General features: G+C 69.5%; 17 protein-coding genes. 8 read left to right on the plus strand and 9 right to left on the minus strand.

The features are described 5' to 3' along the window. Positions 1 to 23: 23 nt before the first annotated feature. The 6 genes from VFE05_02250 to VFE05_02275 all read right to left on the minus strand — a co-directional run bounded on the left by VFE05_02250 (position 24) and on the right by VFE05_02275 (position 4,682). Positions 24 to 635 (minus strand): flavin prenyltransferase UbiX, encoded by a 612-nt coding sequence (locus VFE05_02250; protein ID HET6228868.1) that lies wholly within the window; start codon positions 633 to 635, stop codon positions 24 to 26. Then, entirely contained in the window at positions 632 to 1,537 is a 906-nt protein-coding gene (locus VFE05_02255) for a UbiA-like polyprenyltransferase (GenBank protein HET6228869.1), read from the minus strand. The genes VFE05_02250 and VFE05_02255 overlap by 4 nt, the downstream gene beginning before the upstream one ends. Then, positions 1,530 to 1,961: a hypothetical protein gene (locus tag VFE05_02260; protein HET6228870.1), complete on the minus strand. Its 432-nt coding sequence runs from the start codon at positions 1,959 to 1,961 to the stop codon at positions 1,530 to 1,532. Before VFE05_02260 ends, VFE05_02255 begins: the two co-directional genes overlap by 8 nt. A 185-nt stretch (positions 1,962 to 2,146) precedes the next feature. Beyond that, positions 2,147 to 3,634: a menaquinone biosynthesis decarboxylase gene (locus tag VFE05_02265; GenBank protein HET6228871.1), complete on the minus strand. Its 1,488-nt coding sequence runs from the start codon at positions 3,632 to 3,634 to the stop codon at positions 2,147 to 2,149. 32 nt (positions 3,635 to 3,666) lie between these two features. Then, complete coding sequence (locus tag VFE05_02270; protein ID HET6228872.1) at positions 3,667 to 3,942, minus strand: hypothetical protein; 276 nt, start codon at positions 3,940 to 3,942, stop codon at positions 3,667 to 3,669. Beyond that, positions 3,942 to 4,682, minus strand: a complete 741-nt coding sequence (locus tag VFE05_02275) for a class I SAM-dependent methyltransferase (GenBank protein ID HET6228873.1) — start codon at positions 4,680 to 4,682, stop codon at positions 3,942 to 3,944. Before VFE05_02275 ends, VFE05_02270 begins: the two co-directional genes overlap by 1 nt. Before the next feature lie 146 nt (positions 4,683 to 4,828). On the opposite strand from VFE05_02275, the gene VFE05_02280 reads away from it, so the two are divergent. The 5 genes from VFE05_02280 (at position 4,829) to VFE05_02300 (ending at position 8,486) form a co-directional block, all read left to right on the plus strand. Then, entirely contained in the window at positions 4,829 to 5,422 is a 594-nt protein-coding gene (locus VFE05_02280; protein HET6228874.1) for a sigma-70 family RNA polymerase sigma factor, read from the plus strand. A 147-nt stretch (positions 5,423 to 5,569) separates the two neighbouring features. Continuing rightward, positions 5,570 to 6,196 carry a hypothetical protein gene (locus tag VFE05_02285; GenBank protein HET6228875.1) on the plus strand — a complete coding sequence of 209 codons (627 nt, stop codon included), beginning with the start codon at positions 5,570 to 5,572 and terminating at the stop codon, positions 6,194 to 6,196. After that, complete coding sequence (locus VFE05_02290) at positions 6,186 to 7,322, plus strand: polymer-forming cytoskeletal protein (protein HET6228876.1); 1,137 nt, start codon at positions 6,186 to 6,188, stop codon at positions 7,320 to 7,322. Before VFE05_02285 ends, VFE05_02290 begins: the two co-directional genes overlap by 11 nt. Then, the gene (locus VFE05_02295; GenBank protein ID HET6228877.1) at positions 7,315 to 8,172 is read left to right on the plus strand and encodes a toast rack family protein; all 858 of its coding nucleotides are present in this window, start codon (positions 7,315 to 7,317) and stop codon (positions 8,170 to 8,172) included. The genes VFE05_02290 and VFE05_02295 overlap by 8 nt, the downstream gene beginning before the upstream one ends. A gap of 38 nt (positions 8,173 to 8,210) precedes the next feature. Beyond that, positions 8,211 to 8,486, plus strand: a complete 276-nt coding sequence (locus tag VFE05_02300; protein HET6228878.1) for a hypothetical protein — start codon at positions 8,211 to 8,213, stop codon at positions 8,484 to 8,486. Between the two features lie 161 nt (positions 8,487 to 8,647). Here the strand turns inward: VFE05_02300 and VFE05_02305 are convergent, their stop codons facing one another. Then, entirely contained in the window at positions 8,648 to 9,760 is a 1,113-nt protein-coding gene (locus VFE05_02305) for an Mrp/NBP35 family ATP-binding protein (GenBank protein ID HET6228879.1), read from the minus strand. 404 nt (positions 9,761 to 10,164) lie between these two features. Between VFE05_02305 and VFE05_02310 the strand changes: the two genes are divergently transcribed. The 3 genes from VFE05_02310 (at position 10,165) to VFE05_02320 (ending at position 14,340) form a co-directional block, all read left to right on the plus strand. Next, entirely contained in the window at positions 10,165 to 11,430 is a 1,266-nt protein-coding gene (locus VFE05_02310; protein HET6228880.1) for an AI-2E family transporter, read from the plus strand. Between the two features lie 138 nt (positions 11,431 to 11,568). Continuing rightward, positions 11,569 to 13,200, plus strand: a complete 1,632-nt coding sequence (pruA, locus tag VFE05_02315) for an L-glutamate gamma-semialdehyde dehydrogenase (GenBank protein ID HET6228881.1) — start codon at positions 11,569 to 11,571, stop codon at positions 13,198 to 13,200. Between the two features lie 489 nt (positions 13,201 to 13,689). Continuing rightward, positions 13,690 to 14,340: a hypothetical protein gene (locus tag VFE05_02320; GenBank protein HET6228882.1), complete on the plus strand. Its 651-nt coding sequence runs from the start codon at positions 13,690 to 13,692 to the stop codon at positions 14,338 to 14,340. A 455-nt stretch (positions 14,341 to 14,795) separates the two neighbouring features. Here the strand turns inward: VFE05_02320 and VFE05_02325 are convergent, their stop codons facing one another. Further along, a complete protein-coding gene (locus VFE05_02325) occupies positions 14,796 to 15,011 on the minus strand; it encodes a type II toxin-antitoxin system HicB family antitoxin (GenBank protein HET6228883.1) in 216 nt (71 codons plus the stop codon). A gap of 64 nt (positions 15,012 to 15,075) precedes the next feature. Then, positions 15,076 to 18,327, minus strand: coding sequence for a carbamoyl-phosphate synthase large subunit (gene carB / locus VFE05_02330; protein ID HET6228884.1), 3,252 nt, complete (start codon positions 18,325 to 18,327; stop codon positions 15,076 to 15,078). Between the last annotated feature and the right edge of the window lie 432 nt (positions 18,328 to 18,759).

The raw sequence follows: 18,759 nt of genomic DNA on the forward strand, positions 1-18,759 counted from the left end.
TGCACCGCCAGATGCGAATCGGCTCACGTCGCCGCCTCCTGCTCGCCGCTGCGCCACCGCCGCCCGATGCCGTGCTGCACGCCCAGGTGGTCGAGGATGCGCGCCACGACGAAATCCACAAGGTCGTCGATGCTCTGCGGCCGGTTGTAGAAGCCCGGCGCCGCCGGCATGACCGTCGCGCCGGCGCGCGTGAGCCGCGTCATGTTCTCAAGGTGGATGAGCGACAGCGGCGTCTCGCGCGGCACGAGCACGAGCGGGCGCCGCTCCTTCAGCGCGACGTCGGCCGCGCGCTCCACCAGGTTGCGGGACGTGCCCGCGGCGATGGACGCCAGCGTGCCCATTGAGCACGGGCAGACCACCATCCCCGCGGACGGAGCGGAGCCGGAGGCCGGCGTGGCGCCCCTGTCGAGCGAATCGTACAGCTCCACGCGCGACCAGTCTCCCGTTGCCGCACGGAGCGCATCCACCCCGTCGATGCCGGACTCCTCCGCCATCAGCCGCCAGCCGTACGACGACACGATCAGCCGCACCGGCGTGGCCGCCTCGTTCAGCGCGCGCAGCAGCCGCACCGCGTACGGCGCGCCCGAGGCGCCCGTGACCCCGAAGGTGATGGGCGCGCCGGGCGTGGCGCTCAAGCGAGCAGCCTTCCCCCCAGCACAACCAGGAAGAAGACGACGGAGATGACGCCGTTGATCGTGAAGAACGCCGCGTCGATCTTCGAGAAGTCGTCGTGCTTCACCAGGCTCTGCTCGTACACCAGCATCGCGGCGATCACTCCCACCGCGGCGAAGTACGTCCTCCCCAGATCCGGCAGCAGCAGCCCGACGGACAGCAGGCAGAGCGCCGCGCACACGTGCAGGAAGCGCGACGCCAGCAGCGCGCCCTTCGCCCCCAGCGCGGCGGGAATCGAGTGCAGCCCCTCCGCACGGTCGAATTCGATGTCCTGCAGCGAGTAGAGGATGTCGAACCCGGCGCCCCAGCACAGCACCGCTCCCGCCAGCGCGAGCAGCGCCGTCCACGGCTGGCTCCAGCGCCCTGCGACCGCCAGGTACGCCCCGACCGGCGCGATGCCCATCGCGAAGCCGAGGAAGACGTGAGCGAAACGCGTGAACCGCTTCGTGTACGAGTAGAAGAAGACGCAGCCCAGCGCCAGCGGCGACAGCTTCAAGCAGAGCGGGTTGAGGAAGCCGGCCGCGGCGATGAAGATCGCGCTCGCGACGACCACGGCCACGGCCGCCTGCCGCACCGACAGCTTGCCTGACGGGATCTCGCGCATCAGCGTGCGTGGGTTCTTCGCGTCGATCGCGCGGTCGGCGATGCGGTTGAAGCCCATCGCCGCGAACCGCGCCGCCGTGAACGCCACCAGGATCAGCACCACCTCGCGCGCCGTCACCGGGTAGCGGTACGACGCGAGCGTCGCCCCCACCAGCGCAAACGGCATGGCGAACACCGTGTGCGGCAGCTTCACCAGGTTCGAATAGTCCACCAACCGCCCGCTCCCGCGAACGTGCTGCCCCTCCATCGTGCGCTCACTCATCGCGTTGCTGCTCCTCGAGCATGATGACGTCGGCCACATCCTTCGGCCGGCCGGTTGCTCGCTTGTTGGCCAACAGATGCTTCCGGCTCAACACCGGGACCATCACTCCATCCACGGGATGGTACTCGCGCTCGGCCCACGCTTCCTCGAACGTGACCCCGTCGATCTCCGTCAGCATGTCGATCCGTGCGGGAACGACTCCGATCTGGTAGAACATCCCGGGGCGAGCCAGCTCATCCACGGTGAGATTGCTGATTGGAGCGCCGTAGCGCGCCAATGCCCTCCACACGCGCGACGCGTTCTCCGGGTCGGGCCGCAGCCAGAAATCCATGTCACCCGTCGCTCTCGGCATCCCGTGGGCCGCGAGGGCGAACGCGCCGATCACCAGGAACTCAGCGCCCTCGGCGAACAATTCCTCCAACATGTCTCTGTAGTCTGAACTCAGCATCGGAGCACCCCTTGAAGGCATAAGCGTTCCTTGTGAGTTCCCACATCATGCCGAGACATTCTTCGGGCGTCGGCTGCGGTATGCCGCTGTTCATCTCGTCGTGAGACGACACCTTCCGCACGACGTAGTTCGATCTGTCTTTCCGTTCCGGCATCTTCACCTCAGTCGATCGGGTGAATTCCCAGCTTGCTCCACATCGCGTCCACGCGGGCTTTGACGTCGGTATCCATGTCGATCATCGCCGGCCAGGGGCGGGTGAAGCCCTCCTCGGCCCACTTCCGCGTGCCGTCGATTCCCATCTTGCTGCCGAACGCGGCGACCTGCGCGGCGTGGTCCAGGTCGTCGACCGGGCCCTTCGTGAAGCGCACGTCGCGCTCCGGGTCGATGTTCGCAAGCGCATACCACCACGCCTCCTGCACGTTCCGTACGTCGATCCCCTCGTCCACCACCACGATCACCTTGGCGAGCGACATCAGCCCCATCCCCCACAGGCCGTTCATCACCTTGTAGGCGTGCCCCGGGTACTCCTTGCGGATGGAGACGAAGACGAGGTTGTGGAACACGCCCTCCGGCGGCATGTGGTAGTCCACGATCTCCGGCATGGTGAGCTGCGCCAGCGGGAGGAAGATGCGCTCCGTGGCGCCGCCCAGGTACACGTCCTCCACAGGCGGCCGGCCCACGAGCGTCGCGGGGTACACCGGGTCCGACCGCATCGTCACCGTGGTCACGTGAAAGACCGGGTACAGGTCCTCCAGCGTGTAGAAGCCGGTGTGATCGCCGAACGGGCCCTCCACCGCCAGCTCCTCGTCGGTGTCCACGTAGCCCTCCAGCACGATCTCCGCCTGCGCGGGGATGGTCATCTCGCCGGTCAGCGACTGCGTGGTGTAGACCGGCTCGCGCCGCAGGAAGCCGCCGAAGAGGAACTCGTCGATGCCGGGCGGAAGCGGCGCGGTCGGCGTGTACATCGTCGCCGGATCGCCGCCGAGGGCGACCACCACGGGCATCCTCCCGCCCGGCCCGCGCTTCCACGCACGGTAGTGCGCGGCGCCGCCCTTGTGCCGCTGCCAGTGCATGCCCGTGGTGTTGGGCCCGAACACCTGCATGCGGTACATGCCGATGTTCTGCCCGCCCGTCTCCGGGTCGCGGGTGAAGACCATGGGCATGGTGATGAAGGGCCCGCCGTCGTCCGGCCACGTCTTCAGCACGGGCAGCCGGGTCAGATCGAACTCGCGCTCGCGGAGGACGATCTCGTGGCACGGGGCCTTCCCCTTGAAGGGGCGCGGCGGGACCTTCGTGAGCTCCGCCAGCTTGGGCAGCATCTGCATCTTGGCCCACAGCCCCTTGGGGATGTCGGGCTTCACCAGCTCGCGGATGCGCGTGGCGTGCTCCTCCAGGTCGTCCACGCCCAGCGCCGCCGTCATCCGCTTCCACGAGCCGAAGACGTTGATGGCCACGGGGATGTCGCTCTCGGTGCCGTCCATCAGCACCGGCCGCTCGAAGAGCAGCGCGGGGCCGCCGCCGGGCAGCTTCATCGTGCGGTCCGCGATCTCCGCCATCTCCAGGTCCACCGAGACGGGGCGCCGGATACGCACGAGCTGGCCCGTGCGGTCCAGGTAGCGGAGGAATTCGCGCAGGTTCTGAAAGGTCATCTATCCGCCATCGCCCGTCCCGAAGGCGGGGCTCAGTGTCCGCCGAAGGTCTGGACGAGCAGCATCACCACGCCGTAGCTGAGGTATGCCGCCATCGTCACGATGATGAGCCGGCGGGCCAGCAGCATCTGCCGCAGGCCCGTGTCGTCGAACTGCTCCGGCCGGGGCTTCCACACCGAAGCGACGGAGGCCTGCGCTCCCGGCCGCGAGTGCCGCGTCCACGCCAGGATCTGCAGCAGCGCGGACCCGATCGCGCACCCCATGGACGTGAGCAGCAGCGAGGAGAGGAGGATGCCGAGCGCCGCCATCAGGCTCGCGTCCCCCAGTGCAGCGCCGCGATCCCGCCGGAGAGCGTCTTCCACCCCACGTCGCCGAAGCCCGCGCGCTCCATGCGCGCCGCGAGCTCCTTCGGCTCCGGGAAGTGCAGCACGGATTCCGGGAGATAGGTGTACGCCGAGTTGTGTTTGGAGACGAGGCGGCCCACGAGGGGCAGCATCTTCAGGAAGTAGAACATGTAGAGCCCGCGAAACGGCTGCCATGCGGGCGTCGTGAACTCCAGGATGACCAGCTTCGCCCCGCGCCGCAGCACCCGCGCGGACTCGCGCAGCCCGGCGTCGAGATCGGCGAGGTTGCGCACGCCGAAGCCGACGGTGGAGCCGTCGAAGCTCTCGTCCGCGAACGGGAGCGAGAGCGCGTCGGCGCAGGCGGGGGCGACGGGCACACCCGCCGTCTTGTCCGCCCCGTGCGCGAGCATGGCGTACGTGAAGTCGCTGCCCACCACGCGTCCGCGGAACCCCGCGCGCTTCGCCAGCTCCACGGAGAGGTCGAGCGTGCCTGCGCAGTTGTCCAGGTACGTTCCCTCCGGGCGGCGCTCCCAGCCCAGCCGGTTCACGGCCCAGCGGCGCCACAGCTTGTCCACGTTCAGCGAGAGGACGTGGTTCAGCAGGTCGTAGCGCGGCGCGATGGACGAGAACATCCGGCGCACCTGCGCCGCCTTCTCGTCGTGGGCCGGCAGCGCGGTGGCGCGTTCGGTGGTTTGTGGCGGCATCGCGTAGAATCGCTTCCGGGTTTAGAATAGAGGCCGAAAGCTACCCCCCGCCCACGCCCGGAGCAAGCCTGCCGGGCGCTTGAAACTCCGCCCCAGCACGCCGCGTACGTTCCCCGAGGAACGCTCCCGACACGGTGCCACCGGCATTGAACCCGACCGAACCGACCGACCACGAACTCGTCGTCCGCGCCCAGAAGGGCAGCCAGACGGCTTACCGGGAGCTTCTCGGGCGTTACCAGCGCCCGGTGTTCTCGCTCATCTACCGCATGGTCCGGGACAGGGAGCTGGCCGAAGACCTCGCGCAGGAGACCTTCGTGCGCGTGTTCAACAACATCGACCGCTACGACCCGCGCTTCAAGTTCAGCAGCTGGATCTTCAAGATCGCCACCAACCTGACCATCGACTCCATGCGCAAGAAGGAGCCGAAGACGGTCTCGATAGACGGCTCGCGGTACGCGACGTCGAACGACGAGGTGGAGGCGACCACGATCACGGTGATCTCGGACGACGAGAACCCCGAGGAGCTGCTGGAGGCCAAGGAGCTGGGCGAGGAGATCGAGCAGGCCATCGGCAAGCTGCGGCCCGAGTACCGCACGGCCATCCTCCTGCGCCACGTGGACGGGCGCCCGTACGAGGAGATCGCCGAGATCATGGCGCTGCCGCTGGGCACGGTGAAGACGTACATCCACCGCGCCCGGAATGAGCTCCGCGGCAACCTCCAGCACCTGAGGGTCGCGTGATGCGCGGACGGAAGACGCGGCCCGGCTCGAAGCTCCGAAACGATTGCCGCATCGGCCGATGTACCGCGCCGGCAGCTCTGAAACTTTGCCGCACCACGCCGCGTAATCTCGTTGCAACGAGCGAAAACCGAGTACATGGGGATCACCGTGCCTGAACACGCACACCTGCCCGACTGGACGCTGGACCTCCTCGCCGAAGATGCGCTGCCGCACGCGGAGCGCACCGCGGCCGAGGCGCACCTGCGTTCGTGCCCGCCCTGCGCGGCGGAGCTGGACGCCGCGCGGGCGGTGATCGCCTCGCTGAACGCGCTGCCCACCTTCTCCCCCGCCCCGGACTTCGCCGAGGCGGTGATGGCGCGGGTGGTGCTGAAGCCGGCCGTGGCGCCGGAGCTGGCGCGCTCACGCCGCTGGCTGCCGCGCACGACACGCGGATGGATGCTGGCGGGCGCCGGGGTGATGGCGCCGCTGGCGCCCCTCGCCACGCTGCTGGCCTGGCTGCTCTCGCACCGCATGGTCACGCTGGGCGGCCTGTGGAGCATGAGCGAGACCTGGGCGAGCGACACGGCGTGGGCCGGCCTCACGCACCTGCTGGGCGCCATCGTGGGCAGCTCGGCGTTCGCGTGGGCCAGCAACGCGGCGGAGCGGCTGGTGGCGGCTTCTTCCGGCGAGCTGGGGATGGCGGCTCTACTCTACGCAGTGGCGATCCCGCTCTCGGGCTGGGCGCTGGTTCGTCTTCTTCGGGCCCCGACGGGGGGAGTCACTCATGCGAGCTGATCGGTTCAAGTACCCGCTCCTCACCGCGGGCCTCACGCTGGCGCTGGGCGCGGCGGCGCTGGGCGCCCAGGACACGCTGGCCCCTGCGCAATCTGCCGTGGCGTCGCCCCGCGTGTCCGGCGACCGCCTGGGCTTCGGCGGCACGGTCGTCTCGCGCGGCGAGACGGTGGACGGCGACGTGGTCTCGGCCGTGGGCGACGTCCGGGTGGAGGGCCACGTGCGCGGCGACGTGACGGTGGGCCGCGGCAACCTGCTCGTGGAGCCCGGCGCCTCCATCGACGGCGACGCCACGGTGAGCGCGGGCAACCTCTCCAACCACGGCACCATTCGCGGCAGCGCTCGCGTGGCCAGCGGCAAGCTGGTGAACTGGGGCCGCGTGCTGGGCGAGATGCGGGCGGAGGACGCGCCCCGCGCCACCATGGGCCAGCCCCACGCGGCGGGTACCACGGCGCTGCACGTGCGGCGCACGTTCCTGGGCCGCATGGGCGACGGCCTGGCCGGCCTGGTCTCCACCCTCGCCTTCGCGATGGTGCTGGCGGCCATCGGCGCGGCGCTGGTGTTCTACGCCCTGCCCCGCGTGGAGAAGGTGGGCGACGTGGTCCGGACCTCCACGCTGCGCGCCGGGGCCGTGGGCCTGGCGGCGGCGTTCCTCGCCATCCCCGTGGGCCTCGCCCTGATGGTGGCGCTCGCGTTCAGCATCGTGGGCATCCCCCTCATCTTCCTGGCCGTTCCGCTGTACATGCTGGCGCTGGCGGGTGCCGGGGCGATGGGGCTGGTCGCGGTGGCGCACGCCATCGGCGAGCGGACGGCGGAGCAGCGCGGCTCGTTCGAGACGCTGCACCGCAACGCGTACACCTACGTCTTCACCGGCCTGGGCGTGCTGCTGGCCCCGCTGGCGGCGGCGCACCTCCTCCAGATGACGGGCTTCCTGGGCGTGCTGGGCGACATCCTGCAGTTCTTCGCGGTGATGCTGGTGTGGGCCGCGGCCATCGTCGGGTTCGGCGCGGTGGTGATGACGCGCGCCGGCGGCTGGGCGGACCGTCTGCGCTGGCGCCGCTACGACCCCATCTTCGACGCGGACCCGGTGTTCGACTCCACGCCCGGCGCGAGGGCGGGCCATGTTTGACACTTTCCGCTCCCGTGCTGCGGCGGCCCTCGCGGTGGGCGCGCTGCTGGGCGCCACGCAGCCGGCGCACGCGCAGACCTGGCGCACGGTGACGTCCGCCCGCCAGCGCGGGGCTGAGAAGGCGCTGGCCGTGCACGTGCAGTACGGCGCGGGGCACCTTACCGTATCGCCCGCGTCCGCCGGGCTGCTCTACCGGTTCGAGATGCGGTACGACGAGGACAAGGTGCGCCCGCTCACCGAGTACAGCGCCGCCTCGGGCACGCTGCGGCTGGGGATGGAGCAGCGCGACCGCGAGGGCATCCGCGGCATCAAGCGCGAATCCCGCGCGGCGGTGTCGCTCAGCCCGGAGGTGCCCACCGCGCTCCGGCTGGAGTTCGGGGCGGGCGATGCGGACCTGGACCTGGGCGGCCTGTCGCTCAGCGACGTGGACATCTCCACCGGCGCGAGCGAGACGCGGATCAGCTTCGGCGCGCCCAACCGGATCGCGGCGCGGCGGGTGAAGATGGCGGCGGGCGCGGCGAGCCTGAACGTGTCGGGCCTGGGCAACACCGGCGCGCCGCGCTTCGAGTTCGAGGGCGGGATGGGGCACACCACGCTCGACTTCGGCGGGCGGTGGACGCACAGCGCGTCGGCCACGGTGGAGATGGGTGTGGGGTCGGTGACGCTGCGGCTGCCGCGGGCGCTGGGCGTGCGCGTGACCAAGGACTCGTTCCTGAGCAGCTTCGACGGGGCGGGGATGGTGAAGCGGGGCGACGCGTGGTACTCGCGCAACTGGGCCACGGCGCCGTACAAGCTGACGGTGGACATCGATGCCGCGCTCGGCTCGATCGACGTCGTCTGGATCGACTGAACTTCGGACCTGAAAACAACTTCTGCCGGGAGGCTCGCATGATCGCCGCTCTGGTCGCTCTCTTCGTCATCGGCGTGCTGCTCTTCGTCTTCGCCGCGGTCGCCATCGGCCTCGCCATCGCGGCGGTCGCCATCGCGATGAAGCTGCTGCCGTTCATCCTCGTCGCCTGGCTCGTGATGCGGCTCGTTCGCAGCAGCGGGCGCTCCTCCTACTCGACTGTTCACGCCAGGCATCCGCCCCACAACTTCCCGCGGCCGACGACGACCGGCGGCATCTCGGTCGAGGACGCGGCCTGGCTGGATTCGCGCGTGTAGGCGATCGGGGGGTGCGAGGCGGGAGATGCGGGTCGGACGATCCGCATCTCCAGAGGACAGAAGAACATCGGATGACGGAAGGGCGGCGATCTCGCGTGGATCGCCGCCCTTCTTCGTTCGATCGCCGTGTGGTCTGGAATCCACGGAAGACTTCGCTGGAGCTAGGCGGATGCGAGGCGTTCGGCGACCTTCTCGGCGATCTCGCGGAGGGCGATGCCGGCGGGGGACTCCGGCTCGCCGAGGACGGCGGGGAGGCCGGCGTCGCCGCCCTGGCGCACGTGCATCTCCAGCGGCACCTCGCCCAGGAACTCCACGCCGGTCTGCTGCGACAGGCGCGTGCCGCCCGCGCGCCCGAAGATCTCGTAGCGCTCGCCGCAGCACGGGCAGACGAAGCCGCTCATGTTCTCCACGATCCCCAGCACGCGCGTGTTGGTTCGCTCGAACATCTTGATCGCCCGAAGCACGTCGCCCGTGGATGCGTCCTGCGGGGTGGTGACCATGACCACGCCGTCCACCCGGATGGTCTGCACGAGGGAGAGCTGCGCGTCGCCCGTGCCGGGCGGCATGTCGACCACCAGCACGTCCAGCTCGCCCCACTCCACCTGCTCCAGGAACTGCTTGAGGATGCCGGCGATCATGGGCCCGCGCATGATGGCGGGCTGCTCGTCTTCCAGCAGGAAGCCCAGGCTCATCAGCTTGACGCCGTGCGCCACGAGCGGCGCGATCTTCTCCGCGCCCTTCGCGCCCGTCACGGCGGGCTTGCGACGCTCGCCGAACATCAGGGGGATGTTGGGGCCGTAGATGTCGGCGTCCAGCACGCCCACGCGCTTGCCCGCGCCCGCGAGCGCGGTGGCGAGGTTCACGGCCACGGTGCTCTTCCCCACCCCGCCCTTGCCCGAGCTGACGGCGACGATGCGGTCCACGCCCGGCAGCAGGTTCGCGTTTGGTGTGGGCGCAGGCACAGAGCCGGGCCGGAGCGGCGATTTATTCTGCTGCGCCTTCGTCTGCACGCTCCCCGCGGCGGGCAGAGCGATGTCGATCTTCACCTTCTGCACGCCGGCCACCTTCTCCACCGCGCCGCGGGCCTGGCGCACGAGGTTGCCGGGGTCGTCGGCCTGGAGGGCGAAGCGGAAGCGCACGGTGCCGTCTTCGGTCACGTCCAGCTCGCGCACGCGGCCGGACGAGACCACGTCGTCGCCGCTCACGGGGTGCACCACCTGGGTCAGCGCGGCGGCCACGCGCCGCAGCACCTGGTCACGCTCGGTGTTGGTCAAAAGGGCTCCTCTTCTTCTCTATCGGCAGCGGCTGCGCTGGGCGCCGCGTCGTGTCGGTGTGCGGGCGATGCGAAAACGGCCGGCGCTCGTCTGGCGCCGGCCGCGTGCGGTCGTGGCGGGTCGCGGCGCGCGGCCGCCGGGCGCCATCCCATCTACCGAGCCCCGTTCGCCGTCGCGTCGAGCGAGATGGCGCCGCGGACCGCGGCGTGCTTGCGCGGGCGCAATTTACGGCTGGCCCGCAGGGGGGGCAAGCAGCCGCCGGGGGTCTGCCGCGCGGCGGGCGCGAGGGTTGGACGTTCGTTGGACGAGGCGAGCGGGCGTGGGGTCTTCTTCTTGCTACCGCGCCGCTTCCGTCTGCCGGACGCGCCCGCGCTCCGGTGCGAACGGGCGACGCGGAGGAGTGCATGGAGGAACACACGGGGCGCGAACGGTCGATCGCGCTGGGGGTGCTGGCGGTGGTCGCGGCCGGCGTGGCGCTCCGCCTCGCGGCCGAGGTGCTGGTGCCCATCGCCATCTCGCTGCTGCTGTTCGCGCTCTTCCGCCCGCTGGTGCGCCGCCTCCAGCGCTGGCACGTGCCCGCCACGCTCAGCGCCATCGTGCTGGTGCTGGGGCTCGTGGGCCTGCTCTTCGGCATCGGCGCGGCGTTCGCGCAGCCGCTCCAGGAGTGGACGGAGCTGGCGCCCAAGAGCATCGCCGCGGCGCGCACGAAGCTGGAAGGCGTCGCGCGGAAGCTCCCGTTCTCCACCTTCGGCGGCGGAAGCTCGTCGGCGGGCGCGCAGGGCTCGAGCGGCGGCGCGGCCGGACAGCCGTCGACGGGCGGTGCGGCCGCTGCGCAGCCGCATCCCCGGTCCAGCGGACTTCCCGCCGCGGCGCAACGGACCGCCGGATCGGCGGCGGCGGGCGGAACGAACCGCGCGGGGGAGGCGCCGGCGGGTGGGGCGGGCGTAAATGGAGGAGGAGGCGCGGGCGCTCCGGGCGGAGGCGGGGGCGGGGGTGGGGGCGGTGCACCGGGGGACGGGGGGAAGAGCCCGATGGTGGGCATTCTCGCCAAGGTCTTCGGCACCACGGCCAGCCTGATCTCCACGGCGGTAGAAGTGCTGCTGCTGCTCTGCTTCCTGCTCGCGGCGGGCGACCGGCTGCGCGACAAGGTGAAGAAGGCGATCCACGGCGCGGGCGACCGCGCGACGGCCGTGCAGGTCGCGGAAGAGATCGAGGCGGTGGTGTCGCGTTACGTGGTGGCGACGGCGCTCATCAACCTGGGGCAGGGTCTGGTCGTCGGCCTCGTGATGTGGGCGCTGGGGATGCCCACGCCGGCGCTGTGGGGGCTGATGACGTTCATCGTGGAATTCATCCCCTATCTCGGCGCGATGGTCGTCATCACCCTGCTCACGCTGGTGGGCCTCGCCACGTTCGGCAACCTGGGCCACGCGCTGATCGCGCCCGCGTCGTACCTCGCCATCACCACGCTGCAGAACAACCTGGTGAGCCCCATCGCCTACGGCCGCGGGCTGAAGCTGAGCCCCGCCGTGATCCTCGTGGCGGTGATGGTGTGGTGGTTCCTGTGGGGCGTGGCGGGCGCCGTGGTCGCCGTCCCCGTCGTAGCCGCGGTGAAGGTGCTGGCGGACCACGTGCCCGCGCTCAACGGCCTGGGCGAGCTGCTCGGCGAGTAGCTTTCGAGGGGGATGGAAGACATGACGACGCTTCGAGAGATGCGGACCGGAGACGGTTCGCATCTCCCGTTTGCGGGTGGCGAATCGAGGCCGCGCCGGATAGCTTGTCGGCTTCCACCTGGACCTTGGAGAGGACCGATGAGCAGCAGCATTTCGCGGGTTCCGGCGCCGTACAACGAGCCGGTGCTGGGGTACGCGCCGGGCAGCCCCGAGCGCGCCGAGCTGAAGGCTACGCTGGCCCGCATGGCGGGCGAGCAGATCGAGATCCCCGTGATCGTGGGCGGCAAGGAGATCCGCACCGGCAACACCGAGACGGTGGTGATGCCGCACGACCACGGCCACGTGCTGGCGACCTGGCACAAAGCGGGCGACGCAGAGATCCGCGCCGCCATCGACAGCTCGCTCGCCGCGCAGCGCGACTGGGCGCGCTGGCCGTGGGAGGAGCGCGCCGCCGTGCTGCTGCGGGCGGCCGAGCTGCTGGCCACCCGCTGGCGCCCGATCATGAACGCGGCCACCATGCTGGGCCAGAGCAAGACCGCGCACCAGGCCGAGATCGACGCCGCGTGCGAGATGATCGACTTCTTCCGCTTCAACGCGCACTTCGCCCAGCAGCTCTACTCCGAGCAGCCCATCTCGTCGCCGGGCGTGTGGAACCGCAGCGACCACCGGCCGCTGGAGGGCTTCGTCTACGCCGTCACGCCGTTCAACTTCACCTCCATAGCCGGCAACCTGCCCACGGCGCCCGCGCTGCTGGGCAACGTGGCGATCTGGAAGCCGGCGGCCACGGCGGTGTACAGCGGCTGGCACATCATGAAGCTGCTGGAGGAGGCGGGGCTGCCGCCGGGCGTGATCAACTTCGTGCCGGGCGACCCGGGCCGCATCAGCGAGCTGCTGCTGAACAGCCGCGACCTGGCGGGCGTGCACTTCACCGGCAGCACCGCGGTCTTCCAGTCGATCTGGAAGACGGTGGGCAACCGCATCGACACCTACCGCTCGTACCCGCGGCTGGTGGGCGAGACGGGCGGCAAGGACTTCATCGTCGCGCACGCGAGCGCGGATGCGGAGGCGCTGGCGACGGCCATCGTGCGCGGCGGCTACGAGTACCAGGGCCAGAAGTGCAGCGCCGCCTCGCGCATCTACGTGCCGGACTCCATCTGGCCGCGCGTGAAGGAGCTGACGCTGGGGATGATGGAGAAGATCAAGGTGGGCGACCCGGCAGACTTCCGGAACTTCATGGGCGCCGTGATCGACCGGAAGGCGTACGACAAGATCACGGGCTACATCAAGCACGCCGAGAAGGCGGACGGCGTGGAGATCATCGCCGGCGGCAAGTACGACGACAGCAAGGGCTACTTCATCGACCCCACGCTGGTGCAGGCGCAGGACTCGGCATACCAGCTCATGTGCGAGGAGGTGTTCGGCCCCGTCGTGTCGCTGCACGTGTACCCCGAGGCGAAGTGGGCCGAGACGCTGCGCATCGTGGACGAGACCACGCCGTACTCGCTGACCGGCGCCGTCTTCGCCAACGACCGCGCGGCGGTCGCGGAGGCGGACCGGGAGCTGCGCAATGCCGCCGGCAACTTCTACATCAACGACAAGCCCACGGGCGCGGTGGTGGGCCAGCAGCCGTTCGGCGGAGCGCGGGCGAGCGGCACGAACGACAAGGCCGGCTCCATCCTCAACCTCATCCGCTGGATCTCGCCGCGCACCATCAAGGAGACGTTCTCTCCCCCCCGCGCGTTCGAGTACCCGTTCATGAACGAGAAGTAAGGTCTTCCATCTTCGGAAGATGCACGAAGCGCCCGCAGCCGGTGAGCCGCGGGCGCTTCGTCGTTCTCGGGAGATGCGATCCATCAGACGAGCATCCACTACCCCGCTCCACCTCCCGGCGAACTCAACCCGCCGAGTCGCACATGTCGTTGTAGGGGTGCGATTTATCGCATCCGCTCCTTGCCACATGCGACGCAGGACCGTCGCCCAAACGGTATTTATCCCAAGCGTTTCCGCAGATACGACGCTGGGGACGGGGCTGCGCACCGCGGCATCTCGGCGGATGGGCGGCAGAGGCACGCATCCGCCGAAATCCGTAAGCCGTTGCAGTGCAATGAAGTGCGCGATTACAGACAGATCCGCGGATGACCGCGCGTCGAAATCCACCCAACGGAACTCGCCGCATCCATGTACCTCTTGCCGACGCGGACGGCACACGGGCCGCCGCGAGGCTCCTCCAGCATCGAACACTCTACGCGAGGTTCAACGATGAAACGCTCCGTCCTCCTCACCGGCGCCGCGGCGGCGGTCCTGGCCCTGGCCGCCTGCAACGGCGACGCGACGTCCGCCGCTGCGAACAGCTCGCTCTCGAACGACGAGGCGCAGGCGCTGGCTTCCAGCATGGCCGCCAGCACGGGCGACGCGCTGGCCGAGTCGTTCGGCGGCTGGGGCACCTTCGACCGCCTCCCCGCCGCGGGCTCGGTGGAGGTCGCGGCCGCGACGGTCACGCGCACCGAGACGTTCTCGCGCACACGCTCGTGCCCGGCCGGCGGCACCGTGACCGTGGCCGGCACCCGCAGCGGCACCGCCGACGCGGCGACGAAGACCGGGAGCTGGACGGAGACGGCCACGCGAACCGACGCAGCCTGCGCGCACACGGTGCGGACCGGCGTGACGGTGACGGTGAACGGCGCGCCGAACGTCGCCATCACGTCGTCGCACTCGCGCACCAACGGCACGCCGGGCACGTGGACGCACACCGAGAAGGGCGCGTTCGACTGGAGCCGCAGCAACGGCAAGAGCGGCCACTGCACCGTGGACGTGACCTCCACCTACGACCCGGCGGCGAAGACTTACCACACCAAGGGCACCATCTGCAACGTGACGTTCGACAAGACGATCACGCACGACACGCCCTGAAGCTCGGCGGCGCACGACACGGCAGCGGCCCGCGGGAGTCTCCCCGCGGGCCGCTCGTCTTTCCAGTACCTTTCTGCTTCGGCCCGCACTCAGGCGTCCGGCACGTCGAGTACCCCTTGCGTAGGAACGTACCGGCCGCGCCACATCGAAACAGAGCCGCCGGCTATCGGACGGCGTCGTGAAGCCCTCACGCGCACGTTGTCACCGAACGACGAAGGCCCCGATCGGCGGAAGCCCCTTCCTTCGGTCCAGAACTCCAGCGGTCCATCAGCCTTTCGCCTCGGGAACGCCGAGCGTGCGGCAGATCTTCCGCGCGAGCAGGTTGGAAATCTCCACATGACGGGGCACCGCTTCTACCGCACCCGTCGCAGGGTTGCACCAGAGGGAGTGCGCGGCACCCTCGCGCTTGAGAAAACAGCCGTGAAAGCGAAGATGCCGGAGCAACGCGCCCCGTTTCACCCGACGGTCACCGTCTCCCGCACCGCGTCGGCCGGAAGCCCGCGGAGGACATCATCCCGACGGTCCTCCAGGATCAGCTCGATGGCGGCGGACAGGCTGTCCAGTGCCTCCTCCTTCGTGGTTCCCTGGCCGTTCGCACCCGGAATCTCAGGGCAGTAGGCGACATGCCACTCGCCGTCCCTCTCCAGGATAGCCGTAAACTCGTTCTTCATCACGCCTCCGAGCTAGGGTTCCCCGCCATTACCCGGCGACCCGTCCCAAGTGCCTGCGAACACGCTACACCGCCGTCAGCCGCGTCTCCGCCACCAGGTGGCCGGTGCGTTCCTGGATGGATTTGACCTCACGGGTGCGGCTGCGAAGGGCGCTGATCGCGTCGGCGGCGGCGGAGGCGGCGGACATGGTGGTGATGTACGGCACGCCGTGGGTGATGGCCGCGCGGCGCGTGGCGAAGTCATCGAACTGGCTCTTCTTGCCCAGCGGCGTGTTGATGAGCAGCGCGACCTCGCCGCTGATGATCGCATCGGCCATGTCAGGCCGCGCCTCGCCCACCTTGAAGATGCGCTCGCAGGCCACGCCGCGGGAGCGCAGGTACTTCGCGGTGCCCTCGGTGGCCAGGATGCGGAAGCCCATGTCGTGCAGGCGGCGCACGATGGGCGTGGCCGTGGGCTTGTCGGAGTCGTTCACGGTCACGATGACGTTGCCGCCCAGCGGCAGCTCCATCCCGGCGGAGATCTGCGCCTTGGCGAACGCCATCCCGAACGAGTCGTCGAAACCCATCGCCTCGCCGGTGGAGCGCATCTCCGGTCCGAGGATCGGGTCCACCTCGGGCAGCTTGTTGAACGGGAAGACTGCCTCCTTCACCGCCACGCCGCCCACGGGGATCTCGTCCGGCAGCCGGAAGTCCGCCAGCTTCTCGCCCACCATCAGCCGGGCGGCGATGCGGGCGAGCTGCACGCCGGTCGCCTTGGAGACGAACGGCACCGTGCGCGACGCGCGGGGGTTCACCTCCAGGACGTAGACCGTGCCGTCCAGGATGGCGTACTGCACGTTGATGAGCCCGATGACGCCCAGCTCAAGCGCGAAGCGGCGGGTGTGCTCGCGCATCTCCTGTATCTGCCGGTCGCCCAGCATGTACGGCGGCAGCACGCAGGCCGAGTCACCGGAGTGCACCCCCGCCTCCTCGATGTGCTGCATCACCCCGCCGATCACCACCGTCTCGCCGTCGCAGAGCGCGTCCACGTCGGCCTCGAACGCATCTTCCAGGAAGCGGTCGATCAGCACCGGCCGCTCGTGCGAGACGCGAACCGCGCGCTCGAAGTAGTCGCGCAGCCCCGCCTCGTCGTACACGATCTCCATCCCCCGCCCGCCGAGGACGTACGACGGACGGAGGAGGGCCGGGTAGCCCACACGCGCCGCGATCTCGGCCGCCTGGTCCACGCTGGTCGCCAGCCCGTTCGGCGGCTGCTTCACGCCCAGGCGGCGCGCCAGCTCCTCGAAACGCTCGCGGTCCTCCGCGCGGTCGATGGAGTCCACCGGCGTGCCGAGGATGGGGATGCCCAGCCGGTCCAGCTCCCACGCCAACTTGAGCGGCGTCTGCCCGCCGAGCTGCACGACCACGCCGATGGGGTCCTCCAGGCGCACGATCTCCAGCACGTCCTCCAGCGTCAGCGGCTCGAAGTACAGCTTGTCCGAGACGTCGAAGTCGGTGGAGTTCGTCTCCGGGTTGGAGTTGACCATGATGGTCTCGAAGCCCGCCTCGCGCAGGGCCAGCGCCGCCTGCACGCAGCAGTAGTCGAACTCCACCCCCTGCCCGATGCGGATGGGGCCGCTGCCCAGGATCACCACCTTGCGCCGGTCAGAGCGGACGGACTCGTTCTCCTCGCCGTAGGTCGAGTAGAGGTACGGCGTGGCGGCCGGGAACTCGCCCGCGCAGGTGTCCACCATGTTGAAGACGGGGTGGATGCCCATTCCCCAGCGCCGCTCGCGCGCCGCATCCTCCGTCTCGCCGCGCAGCTCGGCCATCTGCACGTCACTGAAGCCGAGGCGCTTCATGCGCAGGATGTCCATCGAGTCGATCCCGCTTGCCTCCGCGAACCGCTTCTCGGCCGTCACCAGCTCGCCGAGCTGGGAGACGAACCACGGGTCCACGTGCGTGAGCTCCGAGATCTCCTCGACGCTCCAGCCGGCCTGGATGGCGCGCTTGATCTGGAACGGGCGCTCCGGCGTGGGGCGGCGGAGGGCGTTGCGCAGCGTCGCCGGCTCGTCGTCCTTCAGGCGGTCGTCCACCAGGCGCGTGCCGATCTCCCAGCCGATGCGGCCGATCTCCAACGCGCGGATCGCCTTCTGCCACGCCTGCTTGAACGTGCGGCCGATGGCCATCGACTCGCCCACCGCCTTCATCTGCACGCCCAGCGTGGCATCTGCCGCGGGGAACTTCTCGAAGGCGAAGCGGGGGAACTTCACTACCACGTAGTCCAGCACCGGCTCGAACGATGCGGGCGTGGTCTTGGTGATGGCGTTGGGCAGCTCGTCGAGCGTATAGCCCACGGCCAGCTTCGCGCCGATGCGGGCGATGGGGTAGCCGGTGGCCTTGCTCGCGAGCGCTGAGGAGCGGGAGACGCGGGGGTTCATCTCCACCACCAGCAGCTCGCCGTTGGCGGGGTTCACCGCGAACTGCACGTTGCAGCCGCCCGCCTCCACCCCGATCTCGCGGATGATGGCGATGGCCGCGTCGCGCATCGACTGGTACTCCACGTCCGTCAGCGTCTGCGCCGGGGCGACGGTGACCGAGTCGCCGGTGTGGACGCCCATCGCGTCGAAGTTCTCGATGGAGCAGATGATGACCACGTTGTCCGCATGGTCGCGCATCACCTCCAGCTCGAACTCCTTCCACCCGATGACGCTGCGGTCGATCAGCACCTCGTGCACGGGCGAGAGGTCCAGGCCGCGTCGGATCATCTCCTCGAACTCCGCGCGGTTGTAGGCGATGCCGCCGCCCGTGCCGCCAAGCGTGAACGACGGGCGGATGATGGCGGGATAGCCCGTGTCCTCCACGATGCGCAGCGCATCCTCGAACGAGCGCGCGAAGCCGCCGTGCGGAAGCCGCAGGCCGATGCGGCGCATGGCCTTGGCGAACTCGCTACGGTCCTCGGCCATGCGGATGGCGCGCGCGTTGGCGCCGATCAGCTCCACGCCGTGGCGAGCCAGAACCCCGCTGTCGTGCAGATCCAGCGCGACGTTTAGCGCCGTCTGGCCACCCATGGTCGGCAGGATGGCGTCCGGCTTCTCCTTCTCGATCACCCGCTCCACCCACTCGGGGGTGATGGGCTCGATGTAGGTGGCGTCGGCCAGGTCCGGGTCGGTCATGATGGTGGCAGGGTTGGAGTTCACCAGGATCACCCGGTAGCCCTCCTCGCGCAGCGCCCGCACCGCCTGCGTCCCCGAATAGTCGAACTCGGCCGCCTGCCCGATCACGATCGGGCCGCTACCGAGGATGAGGATGCTCTTGAGGTCGGTGCGCTTCGGCATCTATCTACCTGCCTGTTCTGAGTTGTTTCGTTCTGGTCCCGCGCGCGCGTGCGCGAGCACCCGCTCGTCTGCGGAGGGACGGGCGGGGGTGCGTAGCTAGTACACAATACGCTAGGGAAATTACCTAAAACGGACCAGGATCGAAAGTACCGGGATATGCACCGGTCCGCGTGGCAGGAAAACCCGCCCCGACCTTTGACCCGCCCGTAAGAATAGATCCGAGCATCGACCGAAATGATGGCGCGACCTCTGGCGAAGAGGCATTACTAATACTAGACTAACGTAATCTGACAAACAATACGAAAGGATAATGATGACTGGCATAGTTCTCGGCGTTCTTCTCATCGCAATCTTCGGGCTGTTTTGCCCCTTTTTACTTGCTCCACTTCGAGCGTCTCGATCAGGAAAACGCGACATTCCGTTGCATGGAGG

Source organism: Longimicrobiaceae bacterium (assembly GCA_035696245.1).
GTDB lineage: Bacteria > Gemmatimonadota > Gemmatimonadetes > Longimicrobiales > Longimicrobiaceae > DASRQW01.

Bases quoted from the DNA above. Each gene is read 5' to 3' on its own strand.
- VFE05_02255 (HET6228869.1), bottom strand. From the start codon at position 1,537: ATGAGTGAGCGCACGATGGAGGGGCAGCACGTTCGCGGGAGCGGGCGG.
- VFE05_02260 (HET6228870.1), bottom strand. From the start codon at position 1,961: ATGTTGGAGGAATTGTTCGCCGAGGGCGCTGAGTTCCTGGTGATCGGC.
- VFE05_02265 (HET6228871.1), bottom strand. From the start codon at position 3,634: ATGACCTTTCAGAACCTGCGCGAATTCCTCCGCTACCTGGACCGCACG.
- VFE05_02270 (HET6228872.1), bottom strand. From the start codon at position 3,942: ATGGCGGCGCTCGGCATCCTCCTCTCCTCGCTGCTGCTCACGTCCATG.
- VFE05_02275 (HET6228873.1), bottom strand. From the start codon at position 4,682: ATGCCGCCACAAACCACCGAACGCGCCACCGCGCTGCCGGCCCACGAC.
- VFE05_02290 (HET6228876.1), top strand. From the start codon at position 6,186: ATGCGAGCTGATCGGTTCAAGTACCCGCTCCTCACCGCGGGCCTCACG.
- VFE05_02295 (HET6228877.1), top strand. From the start codon at position 7,315: ATGTTTGACACTTTCCGCTCCCGTGCTGCGGCGGCCCTCGCGGTGGGC.
- VFE05_02300 (HET6228878.1), top strand. From the start codon at position 8,211: ATGATCGCCGCTCTGGTCGCTCTCTTCGTCATCGGCGTGCTGCTCTTC.
- VFE05_02310 (HET6228880.1), top strand. From the start codon at position 10,165: ATGGAGGAACACACGGGGCGCGAACGGTCGATCGCGCTGGGGGTGCTG.
- pruA (HET6228881.1), top strand. From the start codon at position 11,569: ATGAGCAGCAGCATTTCGCGGGTTCCGGCGCCGTACAACGAGCCGGTG.
- VFE05_02320 (HET6228882.1), top strand. From the start codon at position 13,690: ATGAAACGCTCCGTCCTCCTCACCGGCGCCGCGGCGGCGGTCCTGGCC.
- VFE05_02325 (HET6228883.1), bottom strand. From the start codon at position 15,011: ATGAAGAACGAGTTTACGGCTATCCTGGAGAGGGACGGCGAGTGGCAT.
- carB (HET6228884.1), bottom strand. From the start codon at position 18,327: ATGCCGAAGCGCACCGACCTCAAGAGCATCCTCATCCTCGGTAGCGGC.